General features: G+C 63.7%; 17 protein-coding genes and 1 tRNA gene. 12 read left to right on the top strand and 6 right to left on the bottom strand.

Annotated elements, in window-relative coordinates:
- Positions 1-20 precede the first annotated feature (20 nt).
- Entirely contained in the window at positions 21-404 is a 384-nt protein-coding gene (locus AArcCO_RS07110; RefSeq protein WP_259536043.1) for a DUF5798 family protein, read from the bottom strand.
- 98 nt (positions 405-502) lie between these two features.
- Between AArcCO_RS07110 and surE the strand changes: the two genes are divergently transcribed.
- Positions 503-1,330 (top strand): 5'/3'-nucleotidase SurE, encoded by an 828-nt coding sequence (surE, locus tag AArcCO_RS07115; RefSeq protein WP_259536045.1) that lies wholly within the window; start codon positions 503-505, stop codon positions 1,328-1,330.
- A gap of 135 nt (positions 1,331-1,465) precedes the next feature.
- Here surE and AArcCO_RS07120 read toward each other — a convergent pair whose 3' ends face one another.
- The gene (locus AArcCO_RS07120) at positions 1,466-1,966 is read right to left on the bottom strand and encodes a DUF555 domain-containing protein (protein ID WP_259536047.1); all 501 of its coding nucleotides are present in this window, start codon (positions 1,964-1,966) and stop codon (positions 1,466-1,468) included.
- 212 nt (positions 1,967-2,178) lie between these two features.
- Here AArcCO_RS07120 and AArcCO_RS07125 point away from each other — a divergent pair, with 212 nt between their 5' ends.
- The 3 genes from AArcCO_RS07125 to AArcCO_RS07135 are packed head-to-tail and all read left to right on the top strand — an operon-like array spanning position 2,179 to position 4,552.
- The gene (locus AArcCO_RS07125) at positions 2,179-2,655 is read left to right on the top strand and encodes a hypothetical protein (protein WP_259536049.1); all 477 of its coding nucleotides are present in this window, start codon (positions 2,179-2,181) and stop codon (positions 2,653-2,655) included.
- Positions 2,656-2,667: 12 nt separating this feature from the next.
- Complete coding sequence (locus AArcCO_RS07130) at positions 2,668-3,588, top strand: hypothetical protein (RefSeq protein ID WP_259536051.1); 921 nt, start codon at positions 2,668-2,670, stop codon at positions 3,586-3,588.
- 40 nt (positions 3,589-3,628) lie between these two features.
- Positions 3,629-4,552 (top strand): ZIP family metal transporter, encoded by a 924-nt coding sequence (locus tag AArcCO_RS07135; protein ID WP_259536053.1) that lies wholly within the window; start codon positions 3,629-3,631, stop codon positions 4,550-4,552.
- A gap of 17 nt (positions 4,553-4,569) precedes the next feature.
- On the opposite strand, the gene AArcCO_RS07140 is transcribed toward AArcCO_RS07135, so the two are convergent.
- Positions 4,570-5,079: a DUF7549 family protein gene (locus AArcCO_RS07140; RefSeq protein WP_259536055.1), complete on the bottom strand. Its 510-nt coding sequence runs from the start codon at positions 5,077-5,079 to the stop codon at positions 4,570-4,572.
- 179 nt (positions 5,080-5,258) lie between these two features.
- On the opposite strand from AArcCO_RS07140, the gene gatD reads away from it, so the two are divergent.
- From gatD to AArcCO_RS07155, 3 genes are read left to right on the top strand one after another with little or no spacing between them, the layout of a single operon-like run.
- Positions 5,259-6,563 carry a Glu-tRNA(Gln) amidotransferase subunit GatD gene (gene gatD, locus AArcCO_RS07145; RefSeq protein ID WP_259536057.1) on the top strand — a complete coding sequence of 435 codons (1,305 nt, stop codon included), beginning with the start codon at positions 5,259-5,261 and terminating at the stop codon, positions 6,561-6,563.
- A 16-nt stretch (positions 6,564-6,579) separates the two neighbouring features.
- A complete protein-coding gene (locus AArcCO_RS07150) occupies positions 6,580-7,605 on the top strand; it encodes a GNAT family N-acetyltransferase (RefSeq protein WP_259536059.1) in 1,026 nt (341 codons plus the stop codon).
- A gap of 49 nt (positions 7,606-7,654) precedes the next feature.
- Entirely contained in the window at positions 7,655-7,882 is a 228-nt protein-coding gene (locus AArcCO_RS07155) for a hypothetical protein (RefSeq protein ID WP_259536061.1), read from the top strand.
- A gap of 52 nt (positions 7,883-7,934) precedes the next feature.
- Here AArcCO_RS07155 and AArcCO_RS07160 read toward each other — a convergent pair whose 3' ends face one another.
- On the bottom strand, positions 7,935-9,089 hold the full coding sequence (locus AArcCO_RS07160) for a PGF-CTERM-anchored ABC transporter substrate-binding protein (RefSeq protein WP_310562052.1): 1,155 nt from the start codon (positions 9,087-9,089) through the stop codon (positions 7,935-7,937).
- An 83-nt stretch (positions 9,090-9,172) separates the two neighbouring features.
- Between AArcCO_RS07160 and btuC the strand changes: the two genes are divergently transcribed.
- The 5 genes from btuC (at position 9,173) to AArcCO_RS07185 (ending at position 13,551) form a co-directional block, all read left to right on the top strand.
- Positions 9,173-10,312, top strand: coding sequence for a vitamin B12 ABC transporter permease BtuC (btuC, locus tag AArcCO_RS07165; protein ID WP_345780882.1), 1,140 nt, complete (start codon positions 9,173-9,175; stop codon positions 10,310-10,312).
- Positions 10,309-11,724: an ATP-binding cassette domain-containing protein gene (locus tag AArcCO_RS07170; protein WP_259536065.1), complete on the top strand. Its 1,416-nt coding sequence runs from the start codon at positions 10,309-10,311 to the stop codon at positions 11,722-11,724. The genes btuC and AArcCO_RS07170 overlap by 4 nt, the downstream gene beginning before the upstream one ends.
- A gap of 31 nt (positions 11,725-11,755) precedes the next feature.
- The gene (locus tag AArcCO_RS07175; protein WP_259536067.1) at positions 11,756-12,778 is read left to right on the top strand and encodes a class I SAM-dependent methyltransferase; all 1,023 of its coding nucleotides are present in this window, start codon (positions 11,756-11,758) and stop codon (positions 12,776-12,778) included.
- Between the two features lie 56 nt (positions 12,779-12,834).
- Positions 12,835-12,907 (top strand) — tRNA-Thr (locus tag AArcCO_RS07180).
- Between the two features lie 218 nt (positions 12,908-13,125).
- Entirely contained in the window at positions 13,126-13,551 is a 426-nt protein-coding gene (locus tag AArcCO_RS07185) for a hypothetical protein (RefSeq protein WP_259536069.1), read from the top strand.
- Positions 13,552-13,621: 70 nt separating this feature from the next.
- On the opposite strand, the gene AArcCO_RS07190 is transcribed toward AArcCO_RS07185, so the two are convergent.
- Together AArcCO_RS07190 and AArcCO_RS07195 are read right to left on the bottom strand one after the other, a co-directional pair.
- The gene (locus AArcCO_RS07190; RefSeq protein ID WP_259536071.1) at positions 13,622-14,860 is read right to left on the bottom strand and encodes a DUF6895 family protein; all 1,239 of its coding nucleotides are present in this window, start codon (positions 14,858-14,860) and stop codon (positions 13,622-13,624) included.
- Positions 14,861-14,944: 84 nt separating this feature from the next.
- On the bottom strand, positions 14,945-15,175 hold the full coding sequence (locus AArcCO_RS07195; protein WP_259536073.1) for a hypothetical protein: 231 nt from the start codon (positions 15,173-15,175) through the stop codon (positions 14,945-14,947).
- Positions 15,176-15,819: the final 644 nt, after the last annotated feature.

A 15,819-nucleotide genomic window follows, 5' to 3' on the forward strand; every position in this document is an offset into this window, starting at 1 on the left:
GGCGGTTCTCGCCCGCGCTACTAATCTCCCGCTGTTTCGGGGTCCTCTCGGTCGCCGCTTTCCGTCGGAGCATCGTCGGATGGCTCCGCCTTGCCTCCGCCGGATTCGGCGTCATGTTCCTGTTCTGGAGTTTCCTCGGCGGTTTCCTGGATCCCTTCGGCGTCGGAGATGTGTGCCTCTGCACTCACAGTTTCGACGTCGATGTCGAGCTCTTCGGCGACGGCGTTCAACAGCGCACGCTGTTCGGCCATCTCGTTTTCGAGCCGCTTGACGCGATCGGTCGTGTCGGTGACGCTGTCGTGGGTTGCCTGTACCTGCTCGCGGAGTTCGTTGAGCCGCTGATACATCTTTTCGGCCGTGTCCGCGAGCGTCTGGATCTTCTTTGCGGTTCCACCGAGTCCCATGGTCGACGTATTTATCCCCGGCCTTGTGTGCGTTCCGCTTGTCGTCTCTCCGCCGGTTGCGACCGAGCCCTTTTCAGGGTACGCAGCCAGATTCGGGTATGGACGATGGTCGGATGCGGATCCTGCTGACGAACGACGACGGGATCGACACCGTCGGGTTCCGGGCGCTGTACGACGGCCTCTCACAGATCGCGGACGTCGTTGCTGTCGCACCCAAGAACGACCGGAGTTCGGTCGGTCGAGCGCTGTCACACGAGGTGCCCGTCGAGGAACACGAACTCGGCTACGCGATCGAAGGAACCCCGGCCGACTGCACGGTCGCCGGACTGGAGGTGCTTTGTCCCGACGTCGACCTGGTCGTCGCGGGCTGTAACAAAGGCGCGAACATCGGGGCGTACACGCTGGGTCGGTCGGGGACGGTCTCCGCCGCGGTGGAGGCGGCCTTCTTCGAGGTGCCTGCGATCGCCGTCTCGCTTTACATCCCCGTCTCCGACGACTGGGAGAAGCTGGCGACCGACCCCGAAGACTTCCGACAACCCGTCGAAATCGCGACGTTCCTGGCGGAGCACGCGATCGACGCCGGGGTGTTCGAAGGCGTCGACTACCTCAACGTCAATGCCCCGTACGATGCGACCGACAAGCCGAACGCCGACAGCGGAGGGGCTGCGGGGGATCGTCTGCCCGTCGAGGTCACGAGACCATCGAGGCTGTACGACATGACCGCCGAACGAAACGGGGATTCGATCCGGCTCCGGGACAGAATCTGGGAGCGAATGGCCGACGGCACCCTTCCAGAACCCGAGGGAACGGATCGATACGCAGTCATGAACGGACGGGTGTCGGTGTCACCGCTCACTGCACCACACACGACCGAGCGCCACGGAGCACTCGCCGAACTACTCGACGGATACGGTTCGACTGAATAGAGCCGCAGAATACGGGGAACTCACCCCGGGGTCAAGTCCCGGGGCAGTCGCCTCGACCGCCTGTACAGGAACCACCGGACAGTCGATGTCCGATGCAGGATGGATCCCGTCGGCACTTCCTCGCCCGACTGTCGATTACTCGTCTACCATCTCTTCGAACTCCGGCAGCAGGTCGTCGTCCCCGTTACCGTTCCCTCCGTTTTCGTCGTCCGATCCGCTATCGGTGGGGTCGTCGGATCCGTCGCCCTCCTCGGTTCGGCCGTTCCCGTCTCCTTCCTCACCGCTTTGCTCGTCTTGCTCGTCCGGGATTACTTCGACCTCGAGCACTTTGAGGGGAATGTTGCGGAGTCGCTGTCCGATCTCCTTGCGTGCGATCCGACTCGCGTGTTCTTCCCGTTCGACGTTGAACACCGTCATCTCCAGCTCCAGCGCGACGAGCGCCTCGTCGGCGGCGATGAACGCCGGCGGCAACGACTTCCCGTCTGGGGTGGTTCGCTCGCCCATGTTGATCTCCACGTAGTTGAGATCCGGGTTCAACATCTCTCCCGTCTTCGAAATTGCGATCCGAATCGCCTCGTCGGGCGTTTCCACGTCGTACACCGGCACCGCAGCTTCGACGACGACTCGGCAGTCCATAGTGTTCGATACTACAGTGTGATGATGTATGAAGGTTCGCCCGCGAACCCGCACTGAAGAGGGGTGATCCAGACGAACGGGAAATCAGATCGCCGATCGTACCGGTCTGGGTTCGGGAATGTCACACGTACAGATAGATAAAAGTGGGACGATGTTATCGTTTTGAGAGAATATCACACGGAATAGATTTCATCGCGGACGAATTTTCACACATGGTCACACGAAGGTACCTGTTAGCGGGGGGAGCCGCGCTCGCCTGTTCGGCGACGCTTGCGGGCTGTACAGGAATGTCGTCCGATGACGGCCCGTTCGAGTTCGAGACGGTGGCGTTCACGGACGGACAGCCGGAGGGGTACGAGGAGTATGACGAGCAGCCCGACAACACGTACGCGGTCGGCGAGACGGTCTGGGTTCTCGTTGCGGTCCAGAACGTTCCTACAGATGAAGACGGGACTGCAACACTCGAATATACGTTCGACGTGGAGACGCCGGACGGGGACACGTGGGACAAAGATGACCGGGAAGAACGCTGGGAGGACGTAGAGTCAGGGGACGTATTGATCATCTGGGAGGGGTTTGCGACGTTCGAGGAGGATCCGCCGGGCGAGTACGAGCTGACGATCACCGTCGAGGAACAGAGCGTGGGGGAGACGATCCGGACCACCGAAACGTTCACGCTGGAGCAATAGGGGTGAGTACCCGTGAATACTCGACGCGCGTTCGTCGTCAAGGGTGGAGTGGTCGTTGGCGCGACAGTGGGTGCCGGCTGTCTGTCTGATCCGGCCGGCGATCCGGAAGCCGAGGAACCCGAAGACAACGGTCCAGAAGAGGACGAGGAGAGACCGCCGTTTTCGATCGACCGGTTCGCGTTCACGTCAACTCGGGCAGAAGGTCACGGCGAGTATACGGCTCAACCTGACGACCGGTACGAGGTGGGCGAGATGGTCTGGGTGTATCTGGAAGCCTCCAACGTCAGCCCCGATGCGGACGAGCCGCAGCTCGACTCCCAGTGGACGATTCTCGCCCCCGACGGGACCGAACTGGCGGCTATCGAAGAGCCAATATCGATCCCTCAGGCAACGCTCGGGGAGCTCCCGAACGAGGTGTACGTGACCCAGGGATTCGACACCGGGAAACTGGACGTTCCCGAGGCCGGCGAGTACACTCTCGAGGTCACCCTGACCGATCGTGAGTCCGACCAAACGGCCTCGATTTCCCGCCCGTTCAGATTGGTGCAGTTCGAATTCGAGCGGGTGGTGTTCACCGACGGGGAACCGGATGGAATGGACGACTACGACCCCCAGCCGAACGACACGTACGCTGTCGGGGACACGATCTGGCTCCTCGTGAGGGTCCACCACGTCCCCGTCGACAGCGCTGGCACTGCCAGGCTCGTGTACACGTTCGAGATCGACGCACCCGACGGGAGCACCTGGGACGTAGACGACAGGGAGGAGCACTGGGAGCGGGTCGGCGAACACCACATCCTCGCCATCTGGGAGGCCATCTCGACGTTCGAGGATGATCCGCCGGGCGAGTACGAGTTGACGCTCACTGTCGAGGATCAGGTTCACGGCGAGGCGATCCGGACCACCGAGACGTTCACGCTGGAGCAGAATTAGGGAAGCCAAATTTTTTATTTAGGAGGGTAGTACCACCGGTATGGCACTCTCTCGTCGGGTTCGTCACGACGAGTATCCCGACTGGATGCTCGCGTTCGGACCGTTCTTCGTCCTCGCGATCGTCGTTGCCGCTCTTTACGGTGTGATTTCGCTCGTAGGCGTCGACTGGCTCGCCGCGACGGCGACGCTGGACGTGATCGTGGTGTTGACCGGGATCGGCTTCGTCGCGGGGATCCTTCCGGTCGTCGTCGGCATGCTCTGGTTCCCGTACTTCCGGCGGCTCGATCTGGGGTGGATCCACGCAGTGTTGGCGTTTTCGGCGGGGATCCTCGCGTATATCGCCGTCGAGATGGGTCTCGAGGCGGTCGAGTTCGCCGCTGCCGTTCCGGCGCCGTACCTCGGCGAATCGGTCGCAGTCGGAGCCGTGCTCGTCACTGTGGTGACGATGGAACTCGCAAGCCGATGGCGGAAGCGAAAAACCGCGGCTGTTTCGGGTGACGGGCTCCGGGTCGCGTATCTGGTCGCGATCGGCCTCGGATTACACAGCATCGGCGAGGGGCTCGCCATCGGGAGCGCGTTCGTGCTCGGGGAGCTCGGACTCGTGGCGCTTCTGGCCGTCGGGTTCATCATCCACAACGTCACCGAGGGACCGGCCGTCATCGCCGCCCTGGCTCGCGAACAGGAAGCGCCGCCGTTGCGTCACTTCGCCGCGCTGGGTCTGCTCGCGGGCGGCGGGGTCATCGTCGGGGGCTGGATCGGTAGCCTGGTCGACTCGGCGCTGGTCGCCACCCTCTTTTTCGCCGTCGCCTTCGGGGCGATCGTACAGGTCCTGTGGGAGATGGCCGACCTCATCAGTTCGGAGGTGGCAACGCTCGTGACCCGCCGGACTGCGCTCGGGTTCACCGCCGGCATCGCGGTGCTGTTTCTCCTCGAAGAGGTCATCGTCGACGGGCTGCTCTTATAAGCGTCGACCCTCGGGAGTCAGGTTCGCCGCTCCACGCGGAGCAGCAAGACGCCCAACACGAGCAGGATGACAGTGCCCACCGGGACCGGGTATTCGGGGAGCCCGAACCTGAACCGGAGGTAGGTCGCTGCCGCGAACAGCCCCCCGGAAAGAACCAGCAGCGCGCCGACGAGCCTGACCGGGTCGACAGGTCCGGATTCGACGGTTTCTTCACGCAGATAGAATACGACGCCCACCAGCGCCGCAGCGATTACCACGGCACCAGCCCCGCCCCACACCCAGTAGGCGACCGCGACGCTCTCGCCGGCCTGGAGTCGGATCGCCGCCGGGATCGAGTGCAGCGCGATCCCGTTCAGTTCGGGGATCGCGAACCCCCAGCCGTACTGGATTTCGAACAGCGGAAACCGCACCGAGAGAAACCGCCCGTCGAACACGCGCTGGCTGACCGACACGTTCCACGGCACCAGCACCGCCACCCACGCCGAGATTACCGCGAGCTCGCCCGCGTACTCCGATCGGACCCACATGTGACTGTCTGTACGCCGGTCTGCTGGCGACTTAAAAGGTCGCGGACTCCGATCCGCGGTCGATCCCCGATCGATCCCCGATCGATCCTCGGTCGATCCTCGGCCGATCCCCAGTTGCACACGGTTCCGCGTACGGGCGAACGGATGGTTTCAAGTCCGCAGACGGAAAACCCGCGTGCATGCAACCGGGAGATCGCGTCCGCGTCGAGCGCGGAGGCGTCACGAACGAAGGCGTACTGTTGCCCTCCACCACCGAGGAGTATCTGGTGGTGAAGCTCGACGGCGGCTACAACGTCGGAATCGATCGCGAGGAGGCGTCAATCGACGTTCTGGAGTCGTCCGTCCACAACATCGACGGGGGCGGAGCCGGCGAGGACGGAGTGTCAGAAATCGAGTTCGAGGGTGACCTCCCGACCATCTCGTTGATCTCGACGGGGGGAACGATCGCCTCGACGGTCGACTACCGGACGGGTGCGGTCACCGCCCAGTTCGACGCCGAGGACGTTCTCCGGGCGGTTCCCGAACTCGCCGGGCGGGCCAACTACCGCGGGCGCGTTGTGGCGAACATCCTCTCGGAGAACATGGAGGTGCCGATCTGGCAGGATCTCGCGCGGGCCGTCCACGAGGAGATCGACGCCGGAGCGGACGGCATCGTCGTCATGCACGGGACCGACACGATGCAGTTCACCGCGTCGGCGCTGTCGTTCATGCTCGAGACGCCGGTGCCGATCGTGTTCACGGGCAGCCAGCGCTCCGCCGACAGGCCCTCCTCGGACAACGTGATGAACGCGGTCTGTTCGGTGGAGGCCGCCAAAGCCGACCACGCCGAGGTGCTGGTCTGCATGCACGCTGGCGCTTCCGACGACGTCTGTGCGCTCCACCGGGCCACCCGGGTGCGGAAGAACCACACCTCCCGCCGGGACGCCTTCGAAACTGTCGGGGCGAAACCGCTCGGGGAAGTCGACTACGAGGCGGCCACCGAGACCGGCGGGGACGGCGGCGTCGCCGAGGACGCGATCACGTTCCGTCGCGACTACCGGGACCGCGGGGCGGTCGACCTCTCGCTGTCCCCGGAGCTGGAGCCCGACGTCGAACTCGTGAAGTTCACTCCCGGGATGGATCCGGCCGCCTGGGAGTACCTCGACGGGAAGGACGGCGTCGTCGTCGAGGGGACCGGCCTCGGTCACGTCCACACGGACCTGATCCCTCGACTCGAGGAGCTGGCGGAGGACGGCACCACCGTCGTGATGACCAGCCAGTGTCTCGAGGGTCGCGTCTGCGACCGCGTCTACGACACGGGTCGGGACATCCTCGATGCGGGCGTGATCGAGGGCGGCGACACGCTCCCCGGCACGGCGAAGGTGAAGCTGATGTGGGTGCTCGGGAACGTCGGCGGCGACGCCGTCGCGGCCGAGTCGGTCGCCGAGGCGATGCGGACCGACCTCGCCGGCGAACTGACCGCCGAATCGCAGCCGTGGCGATAACGGGGGTGGATCCGTCATGAGCTCTCGTGATGACGCGGCCGACGGCGGGATCGACGTCACGGTCAGACAGGCACGACCGGAGGACGAAGCCGACGTTGTCGCGTTTACGGCCGACACCTGGAGCGGTAGGGACGCCTCCGATTACATTCCGCGGGTGTTCTCAGAGTGGGTCGAAACGGATGGACCCAACCAGCGCACGTTCGTGCTCGTCGTCGAGGACGATGCTGACGGCGGCGGCACCGAGGACGGTGATGGCGCCGCCGATGTCGACGACGACGGCGAGATCGCCGGGCTCTGTCAGGGGGTGTTGCTCTCGGAGTATGAAGCGTGGGCACAGGGGATGCGCGTGCATCCGGAGTACCGCGGACTGGGGATCTCGCGGCTGCTCACCGACGCGATCTTCGAGTGGGCTGAGGATCGGGGGGCGACGGTGGTGCGCAACATGGTGTTCTCCTGGAACGTGGCCGGCCTCGGCCAGTCCCGTTCGGCGGGTTTCGATCCCTGTACGGAGTTTCGGTACGCGAGACCGGAGCCCGACGGCCATGTCGACCCCGCGCTGTCGATCGGCGCCGACGCGGTCGGCGCCTGGACGTTCTGGGGTCAATCCGAGACCAGGACCCACCTCCGCGGACTCGCAATGGACGACAGCGAATCGTGGGCGCTCTCGGAACTCACCCCAGAAAAGCTCCAGACGGCGGCAAACGAGGACCGTCTCTTCACCGTTCACGATCGGGGCGTCCGCGGGTTCACCTATCGGGATCGGACCTTCGAGCGCGAGAACGAGGACGGTGAACCCGAGCAGTGGGCGCTGTACGCGGTCGGCGCGTGGGACACTCCCGAGGCGGCCGACTCCCTGTTTGCGGCCGTACAACGGGACGCGGCAGCCGTCGGCGTCGACAACGTTCGCGTGATGATTCCCGAGGGCGTCGAGTGGATCAGCGACGTCGCCACAGCACGTGTTCCGGTCGCGGACGAACCTGACTTCGTGATGGCCGCCGATCTGACCGACTCGACGCTCGTTCCGTCGGACGGTCGGCTGTAGCCACGCTCGATGGCTGGGTTTTTACTCGCTCCCACCTGAAAAAGGACTAATGGATCCGCTGGTGGTGGAAAGTTTGCCGACGATTCGGTCGCTCCTCTATTACGGTGCAGTGTACGGCATCCTCGTCGCAGTCGCCTACTGGGTGTACACCGACGCGCGGGCTCGCGGAAGCCGATACGCGGTGCTGTGGGGGCTCGCGACGCTCGTGTTCGCCATCCTCGCGGTGATCCCGTATATGTATCTCCGGTGGCGTGACGGCACGGAGGCGGCCGCCTGATCGTCGGGAGGCTGCTGATTTTAAAAACGAGTCAGCAACAGCGTCCGCGAACCTATTCGACGCGCCGGAGCGCCAGCAGTGCGGCCAAAAGCGTCCCGACGAGGGCGACGACGACGCCGAAGCCGGGCGTCGTCACGTCGGCAGCGTCGTCGGGCGTCTCTTCGGGTGTCTGTTCGTCAGCACCTTCCTCTTCGGTTTCCTGCGCTTCAGTGCTCTCTTCCTCGGCCGCCTCATCGACCGACTCGACGGTGATCTCCGATCGCTCGACGTAGACGCTCTCGTCGTACAGCTCGGGATGCAGCTGCGCGGCGAGTTCGTGTGTCGCCTCCACCATGCTGCGTGGTGCTGGCTGGTTCAGCCACTGCACATCGACGACGACTTCGGACTCTGTTTCACCGGCAGTCGTCGAGGCGTACGGTTCCTGTTCGAGGAAGACACCGGGCATCGTCACCACGAGAACCTCGGGATCCATCTCGAGCAGCACTTCGTCGTTCAGCTGCGGGAAGTCCTCGTGTTCGTGTGCGACGTTGTCGGCACCGGAAACGGTGATGATCTCGTCGATGAACGTGTTGCCGCCGGCAACGAAGCCGTCACCGAGGGGGTACAGTGCGGCAGGACGCTCGTCGGCCTCGGCGGTAACGCTGTTCAGGGCGTCGACGTTGGCGTGCATCCAGGCGTTCGCCTCGGCGGCACCCTCGCAGTTCCCGGTGAGCTTGCCGATCGTTTCCGTCTTCTCGGCGACGTCGTCCGTGTCGGTCGCCTCGGGGAAGTGATAGACTGTCAGGCCGGCCTCGCGGAGGGGTTCGACGTCCTGGGCGCTGACGTTCGGAGCCAGAACCAGATCGGGGTCGGTCGCGACGACCTGTTCGACGCTGGCGCCGAATTCGGCGGAGACGTTGGCCTTCTCCTCGGCGCCATCGAGATAGTGGGCGAACTGTGAGACGCCCACGACCTGCTCTTCACCGCCGATCTCCCACATCGTCTGGGCTGCACTCGGCCCGATCGTGGTGACTCGTTCGGGCTTCTCTTCGATCGTCACCGTCTCGCCGGTCGCGTCGGTCAGTTCGACCGGGAACTCGCACGGTTCGTACGTCGCGTCGGGTTCGTCCACGTCCGCAACCGATGAAGACGCCGCACCGGCCGCAGGGGCGACGCCGACGCCGGCCAAAAGAACGAGGATCGAAACAACGATGGCTGTCCGTTGCATCATCTTGTCCGAAGCGTTAACCCAATAAGTATTTATCTATTGAAAGTGGGGTTGTAGATGTGAGCACCGAGGGAGTCGACCGGCTGGTCCGCGCCGTAACGCGGTGGGAGCCGGCGGCTCGGTCGGCAAAATCGCGAGCAGTGGCGTGGTCGACGTTGTTAGCTGCGCTGCTTGCGGTCGTGGTGACGGTCGCGGCTGGGATCGGCCCCGTGACGATCCCGCCGACCGAGATCGCGAAGATCCTCCTCAATTCGATCCCGGTTCCGGCCGGACTCGAGTTGACCTGGGGCGGTGTTGTGATCGGCGGGCTGTTGCAGCTCCCCGGCATCGATCTGAGCTGGCGCCCGCTGACTGCGTACCCGGTCAATTCGACGCACGAACGGATCGTGATGCAGGTTCGGCTCCCGCGGATCCTGCTTGCCGCACTCGTCGGCTTCTCGCTTGCGGCGGCCGGCACCGTGATGCAGGGATTTTTCCGTAACCCGATGGCGGACCCGTCGATCATCGGCGTGTCCTCGGGCGCGGCGCTGGGTGCGACGGTGTTCATCGTCGCGCCGCTGGCGCTGCCGTTCGGGCTCGGGCTTCGCGGGGCGGCGTTCGCCGGGGCGTTGCTCGCCGCGTTTGCCGTCTACGTGATCGCGACTGAAAACGGCAGGACCCCGGTCGCTACGCTGTTGCTCGCTGGGGTCGCCGTCCAGACGTTCCTGGGTGCGATGATCTCGTATCTCCAGCTCCAGGCGGGCGAGAGCCTCAGACAGGTCGTCGCGTGGCTCATGGGTCACCTCCAGGGGTCGACCTGGAGCGAGGTACAGGCGACGCTTTTGGTGGTTCCGATCCTTTTCGTCGTTTTGCTCGCCTACTCCCGGGACCTGAACGTCCTCCTTCTGGGCGAGGAGGACGCCAAAGGGCTCGGGATCGAGGTCGAACGCACGAAACGGATCCTGCTTGCCGCCTCCAGCGTGATCACCGCCGCCGGGGTCGCCGTCGCGGGGGTCATCGGCTTCGTCGGACTGATCGTCCCGCACATGCTCCGGCTCGTCGTCGGCCCCGACCACCGCGTACTGTTGCCCGCCTCGGCGCTTGCGGGGGCGGCGTTCCTCGTCGTCGCCGACACCGTCGCACGGGCGGGCGCGACGGAGATCCCGGTCGGGATCGTCACCGCCGCGGTCGGCGCGCCCTTCTTCCTGTATCTGCTCCGCAAACGGGAGGTGCACGAACTGTGAGCCGCGGCGAGTTCGATCCGGATCGGCGGTTCGGAAACCCGACCGACCAACGGAACGCGAAGCAGAACACCGGACGGAACGGCGACAACAGCCACGCCAACGGCAACGGCGATCGCGATCTCCCGGTCGAACTCTCGAACGGGGAGACGGTGGCTGACGATCCTGCCGCCGCCGCGGCTTCCGAGCCCGTCGTCGACGCCCGGGGTATCGACGTGTCGCTCGGCGGGGTCCGGATCCTCGAAGACGTCGACGTCACCGTCGACCCCGGGACGCTAGTGGGTCTCGTCGGGCCCAACGGAGCAGGGAAGTCGACGCTACTTCGGGCGATGCGCGCGTTGCTCCCCATCGACGCCGGGCAGGTTCGGGTGGCTGGCGTTCCGGTCCACGACCGGCCAGCACGGGAAGTGAGCCGAACGGTTGCGACGGTTCCACAGACGACGACGCTGTCGTTTTCCTTTACGGTCCAGCAGACCGTGGAGATGGGGCGGACGCCGCACGTCTCCCGGTTCGGGACGCTCGGGCCGGACGACAGGGAGGCGATCCGAGCGGCGATGGAACGGACCGAGATCACCCAGTTCGCCGACCGGTCGATAACCGAAGTCTCGGGCGGCGAGCGCCAGCGGGTTTTGCTCGCCCGGGCGCTCGCCCAGGAGACGCCGGTGCTGTTTCTGGACGAACCGACGGCGAGTCTCGACGTGAACCACGCGGTTCGAACCCTGGAACTGGTGGACGAGCTCGTCGAGGAGGGAAAGACCGTCGTCGCCGCGATCCACGATCTCGACCTGGCGGCGCGATACTGCGACGAGCTGGTGTTGCTCTCGGACGGCCGCGTACAGGCGTCGGGCCCTCCCTCGGAAGTGCTCACCGCCGAGAGTCTGGAGGAAACGTTCGACGCGACGGCTGTCGTGACCGGTCAGCCGGCCGCGGACGCGCCGGGCGTAACGGCGTTTTCGCCGGCGGCGTGTACCGACCTCCGAACGGATTGTCGCGTCCACGTGCTCGGCAACGGGCGTCCGGCGGCGCTTGTCCTGGCTCGCCTCGCGGCCACGGACGCGACGATCTCTCTCGGCCCCGTCCACGAGGGTGACGACGCCGCCGTACTGGCCGAGGACGTGGGGGCAGACGCGGTGACGGTCCCGCCGTTTTCGGGGCTGTCCGACGCGACGTTCGATCGGGTTCGGGGGGTCGTCTCGTCGGCAGACTGTCTCGTCCGGGCCGGCGACGTGTCACACGCGGTCGAGAATCTCCTCGAGGAGTCCACTGGTCAACAACTCCCGCCGGTCGTCGACGCCCGGTCGCTGGAGCCGGACGCCGTAGCGTGTGCGATCGAAGCGCGTCTCGACGCGCGATCCGGTGAGTCCCGCGACGACGGGGCCGTCGATGAAGCCACCGGCGAGACGGTCGAACCGTAGCGCTTTCGCCGGTCGGCTGACTTCTCTCTGTATGTCCGTTCCGTGCGTGGCGGTCCCCCGGGAGCAGGGCGAGGCCGTCCGACAGGCGCTTTCGTCGGCCGGCGTGCTCGACGGCACCCACCGGATCGTCGTCGAGGAGGCGACCATCTACCTTCCGATCACCGACCCGGCGAGCGTTCCCGAGGAGTACGCCGACGCGGTGACCGAGCGGGAGCTCCCCGAACAGGAGCCACAGCGGACCCCGGCTGATCTCCTCGGCTACGACCCGACCTACGAACGACTCGGAGACATCGTCATCCTCGACGAGGACGACCCCGACCGGGCACGCGAGATCGCGAACGCGGTCGTCGACTCGGACATCCCTGTGCGGACCGTTTTGAACCGCGCCTCGAAGATCCGGGGCGAACTGCGGGTCCGGGACTGGGAGGTAATCGTCTCCCCGGAGGATATCGGGGCGTCGAACCCCTACAGCTCGCCGACGGAGACGGTCCACCGCGAGTACGGCTACGAGTTCCTGCTCGACGTCGACGAGGTGTACTTCTCGCCGCGGCTCGCGACGGAGCGACACCGCGTGCTCGAGACAGTGGGCCCCGACGAGCACGTCTTCGACATGTTCGCCGGCGTGGGGCCGTTCGCGATCCCGGCGGCCGACCGGGGGGCGGAGGTGGTGGCCTGTGATCTCAACGAGCGGGCGGTCGACTACCTCCGGGAGAACGCCCGCCGGAACGGCGTGAGCGATCGGATCACGGCGATCCACGGCGACGTTCGAGACGTCGCCACCGACTGGGAGGGGTGGGCCGAACGGATCTTTATGAACCTCCCGCACTCGGCCGGCGAATTCCTCGATACGGCGGTCGCTCTCGCGGGAGAGGAGTGTGTGCTCCACTACTACGACATTCAACACGAGGGCGATCCGTTCGGTCCCGGACGGCGGGCGATCCGCGAGGCGGCCGGCGAGGCGTACGAGGTTCGGGTCGAAACCGAACACGTCGTTCGGTCGTATGCGCCACACGAACTCAACGTCTGCCTGGACGTTCGTCTGGTCGAACGGTGACCTGTTGCCCGAATCCGGAACCCTTATTGCCGTCATCGAGATACGAACCAATGCACGCCGGAGTAGCTCAGCTGGCAGAGCGAATCCTTCGTAAGGATTAGGTCGAGGGTTCAAATCCCTCCTCCGGCTCTTCTGACGGAACGAAGTGGAGTCGAAGAGACGCGTGAGGGATTTGAATCAGGGAGTGCAGCGAGCGTAGCGAGCGAAACGACCGTGGTTCACACTCCCTCCTCCGGATTAATAAATCAGGTTCACTTTTTATTGACTATCTACCTGGGGAGGTGGTGCTGTCTTGAGCCATTTCACGGAAACTTTTGCTTCCACCAATGGCTCGTCGTGGCTGTTCCGTGCCCTGTCCTGTTGCCCTCACTACTGTTCCCGATATACGTCCGTGTCCCGACAGAGGTACCAAATACGGCGAGTTGATCGCCTCCCACGAGTGGGACGACGGAGACGGATCGACCACCCCGCGTGCGACGGTGATCCAACAGCAGGTGACCGTTCGCTGGGACGCCGAGCCCACGCTCGAATTCCAGATCCACATCGAGTACAGTAACCAGCTCTCACCGTTCGCAAGCTACGCAAAGCGCGTCCGACGGGTTCCGGGTTCGATGCAGTACGAGCCGGCTCACAATCGCTCGAGAAATGCCTGCATTTCCGGGTGGGCGTCGATCCGTTCGTCGTCCGGATCCTTGTTCAAGAAACAAACAGGAAACCCCGCCGCTTGCGGCGGGAAGGGACGCGACATGGTGAAAACCAACCGGAGAAGGTGACTAGTTACACCTCGACGATCGTGAGAACACAACTTGCCGTGGACTACTTGACGAACTGATCGAGATGCCACTAGGATTGTTGCTCCTCTCCGGGACCGAGGTCCTGCACAACCTCTTGGCAGCCCTCCGTCACGGGACAAACCATCTCTCGGGAAAACTGATCGCTGTCCCCTCCGGCAGCTAGGTAGAGGTACTCTTCGTCGGTAAAGACGCCGAACTGGCCGTTCACATTTTGGCTGAGTAAATACTCCACAGCGAGCCCGATAATCTCGCCGTACACGCCTCCAAGTGAGCGACCTGCCGCGTTCGAAAGCAACGAGGCGCCCCGACGCAAATTGTACTCGGAGAGCTCGTGGAGAGCGCCACCGAGTTCGAGAAGACCGGTCACGGTCCGGTCGTCCAGCGGAAAATCCGCCGTTCGATCGACCTTCACGTGCTGGCGGACGACCGTCGTCGCTATTGCGGCAACGAACGTGGAGTGATAGTTGTCCACCACGACGTCAGCGTCGTCCGGACCCGTGACGTCTCGATGGGCTTGGCGGAACTCGGGACCTGGGACGAATCCCAATGAATCCGATCGGACGTATACCCAGGACAGTGCCAGGTACTCGATCTCGCGGGGTAACTGGTCCTGTAACACACCGGCAACGAGAAGTTCCAGGACGACGTCGGTGTTACCTTCTGCCAGGTATCGAAGGATCAGCGCGATCAGTGTCGTACGGAGGTCATAGGGAGCAGGGTCCGAAGAAAAAGCCGGATGGGGGATCCCGAAGTTTCGATAATAGAAGACGTTGTGAGTGAGAGCGTAAGCGTCCTGGTCGATAGAGTTGACGACGTCGAACTGTCGGTTTAGACAGCTTGTGGCGATGACGGCGTCCGGGTTCAGCCTGTCAGTCTCGTATCCGTACGCGCAACAGAAAAACCACAGTTCCAGCAGCCGAAACGGTGGTAACTCGACGCTCCAGACTGCCGGTTGCTCCAGAACTCGCTCCGGAACCGTTTTCGCGTCCGCGTCCAGGACTCCGGTCTCATTGGCGTAAAGGAAAGCAGCGTAATAAAGGAGGAACTCCCTCGGATGGCGAATCGGAAGCCGGTAATATCGTGGGTCGTTGATTCGCTTGACGACCCTGTCGGCGTAGTTGACGTCACCGCCGCGATGTCCATCTCGCACGTAGAGGTACAGACAGAGTTCCGAGAACGCTTTTCGTCGGAAATGCCTGTCGTCTTCGTCGTCCCAGGCGAGCGGATCGAACCGGTTGACATGGTTGGCGATCCATCGGTCCGCCAGAGTGTCGATCTCGGAAACCACATCAAAAAATTCTTCGGGAGACGTCGGATAGGTCACCTTCAACCGCTTCCCTGCCTTCACCTGCCTCATTGTTCCAGTGTGAGCCTACTTTTTTTCACACGAATTACAGACGACGTAACAGCCACTGACGACACAGTAGTTTCCCGAATCCATCGGCTCAAAGTTTCCTTCTTGGGTCGCCTTCAACAGGTCCTCCAGCGTCAGATCCTGTTCTTGAAGTAGTTCCCTGATCTCCGCCACTGCATCAGGGATTGCTTCCATCTCCCTCGCTGGCGGGTCACGCTCCAATCGTGTCGACGGGTCTTCCGATGTCATCGCGTTTGATGTCGTGCGAGGTCTGTATATAGGTAACTAGTGACATTCGTGCAACGCATGAAATTTGTGCAACGGGTGACGAACGTTCCTCAAGATGAATATCGTTCAGTCAGCGATCCTCAGGTTCGGAATCAAGCGTAGCGACAGTTCGCTTCTAACGTCTGCTCGACTTAGCTTGCATAATTTTGAGCGTTAGAAATCACTGGGTGAGCATCCAATAGATGAAATCTCTATGTCTTGCATACAACTACTATTGCACTTCGACATATCTGGAGTCTGATGATCGATGTCGCCGTTACATCGCTCACGGCCACTGACCAGTGAGTGCTGAATATGTGCCTTACATCCTGCACCTCCCTCTCATATAGAAGATGCTAGTAATCGCCAGCCCGGGCCAGCGTTGCGAACCGCCGGGCGGATCGTGGAACGACCTCGAGGGACGGCCGGATGGTCCCTTAGGCCTGCCCTCGAGCGCTGCGGTACGCCTTCCGGAGCGAGACGACGTCCTCGACCGGACAAGTCTCCTGGAACGCCTGCTCGATGTCTCGACGGCGCTGTTCGAGATCCTCATCGCGCTCGATCGAACGGTGCCTGGCGACCGTGCGGCGAGCTGGCGCCGCACGGTGGTGACACTCTCGGCATCG

The organism is Halalkaliarchaeum sp. AArc-CO, assembly GCF_024972735.1.
GTDB lineage: Archaea > Halobacteriota > Halobacteria > Halobacteriales > Haloferacaceae > Halalkaliarchaeum.

Excerpts from the sequence above, each read along its gene's own strand:
- AArcCO_RS07110 (WP_259536043.1), bottom strand. The coding sequence starts at position 404 with ATGGGACTCGGTGGAACCGCAAAGAAGATCCAGACGCTCGCGGACACG.
- surE (WP_259536045.1), top strand. The coding sequence starts at position 503 with ATGGACGATGGTCGGATGCGGATCCTGCTGACGAACGACGACGGGATC.
- AArcCO_RS07120 (WP_259536047.1), bottom strand. The coding sequence starts at position 1,966 with ATGGACTGCCGAGTCGTCGTCGAAGCTGCGGTGCCGGTGTACGACGTG.
- AArcCO_RS07125 (WP_259536049.1), top strand. The coding sequence starts at position 2,179 with ATGGTCACACGAAGGTACCTGTTAGCGGGGGGAGCCGCGCTCGCCTGT.
- AArcCO_RS07135 (WP_259536053.1), top strand. The coding sequence starts at position 3,629 with ATGGCACTCTCTCGTCGGGTTCGTCACGACGAGTATCCCGACTGGATG.
- AArcCO_RS07140 (WP_259536055.1), bottom strand. The coding sequence starts at position 5,079 with ATGTGGGTCCGATCGGAGTACGCGGGCGAGCTCGCGGTAATCTCGGCG.
- gatD (WP_259536057.1), top strand. The coding sequence starts at position 5,259 with ATGCAACCGGGAGATCGCGTCCGCGTCGAGCGCGGAGGCGTCACGAAC.
- AArcCO_RS07150 (WP_259536059.1), top strand. The coding sequence starts at position 6,580 with ATGAGCTCTCGTGATGACGCGGCCGACGGCGGGATCGACGTCACGGTC.
- AArcCO_RS07155 (WP_259536061.1), top strand. The coding sequence starts at position 7,655 with ATGGATCCGCTGGTGGTGGAAAGTTTGCCGACGATTCGGTCGCTCCTC.
- AArcCO_RS07160 (WP_310562052.1), bottom strand. The coding sequence starts at position 9,089 with ATGCAACGGACAGCCATCGTTGTTTCGATCCTCGTTCTTTTGGCCGGC.
- AArcCO_RS07175 (WP_259536067.1), top strand. The coding sequence starts at position 11,756 with ATGTCCGTTCCGTGCGTGGCGGTCCCCCGGGAGCAGGGCGAGGCCGTC.
- AArcCO_RS07195 (WP_259536073.1), bottom strand. The coding sequence starts at position 15,175 with ATGACATCGGAAGACCCGTCGACACGATTGGAGCGTGACCCGCCAGCG.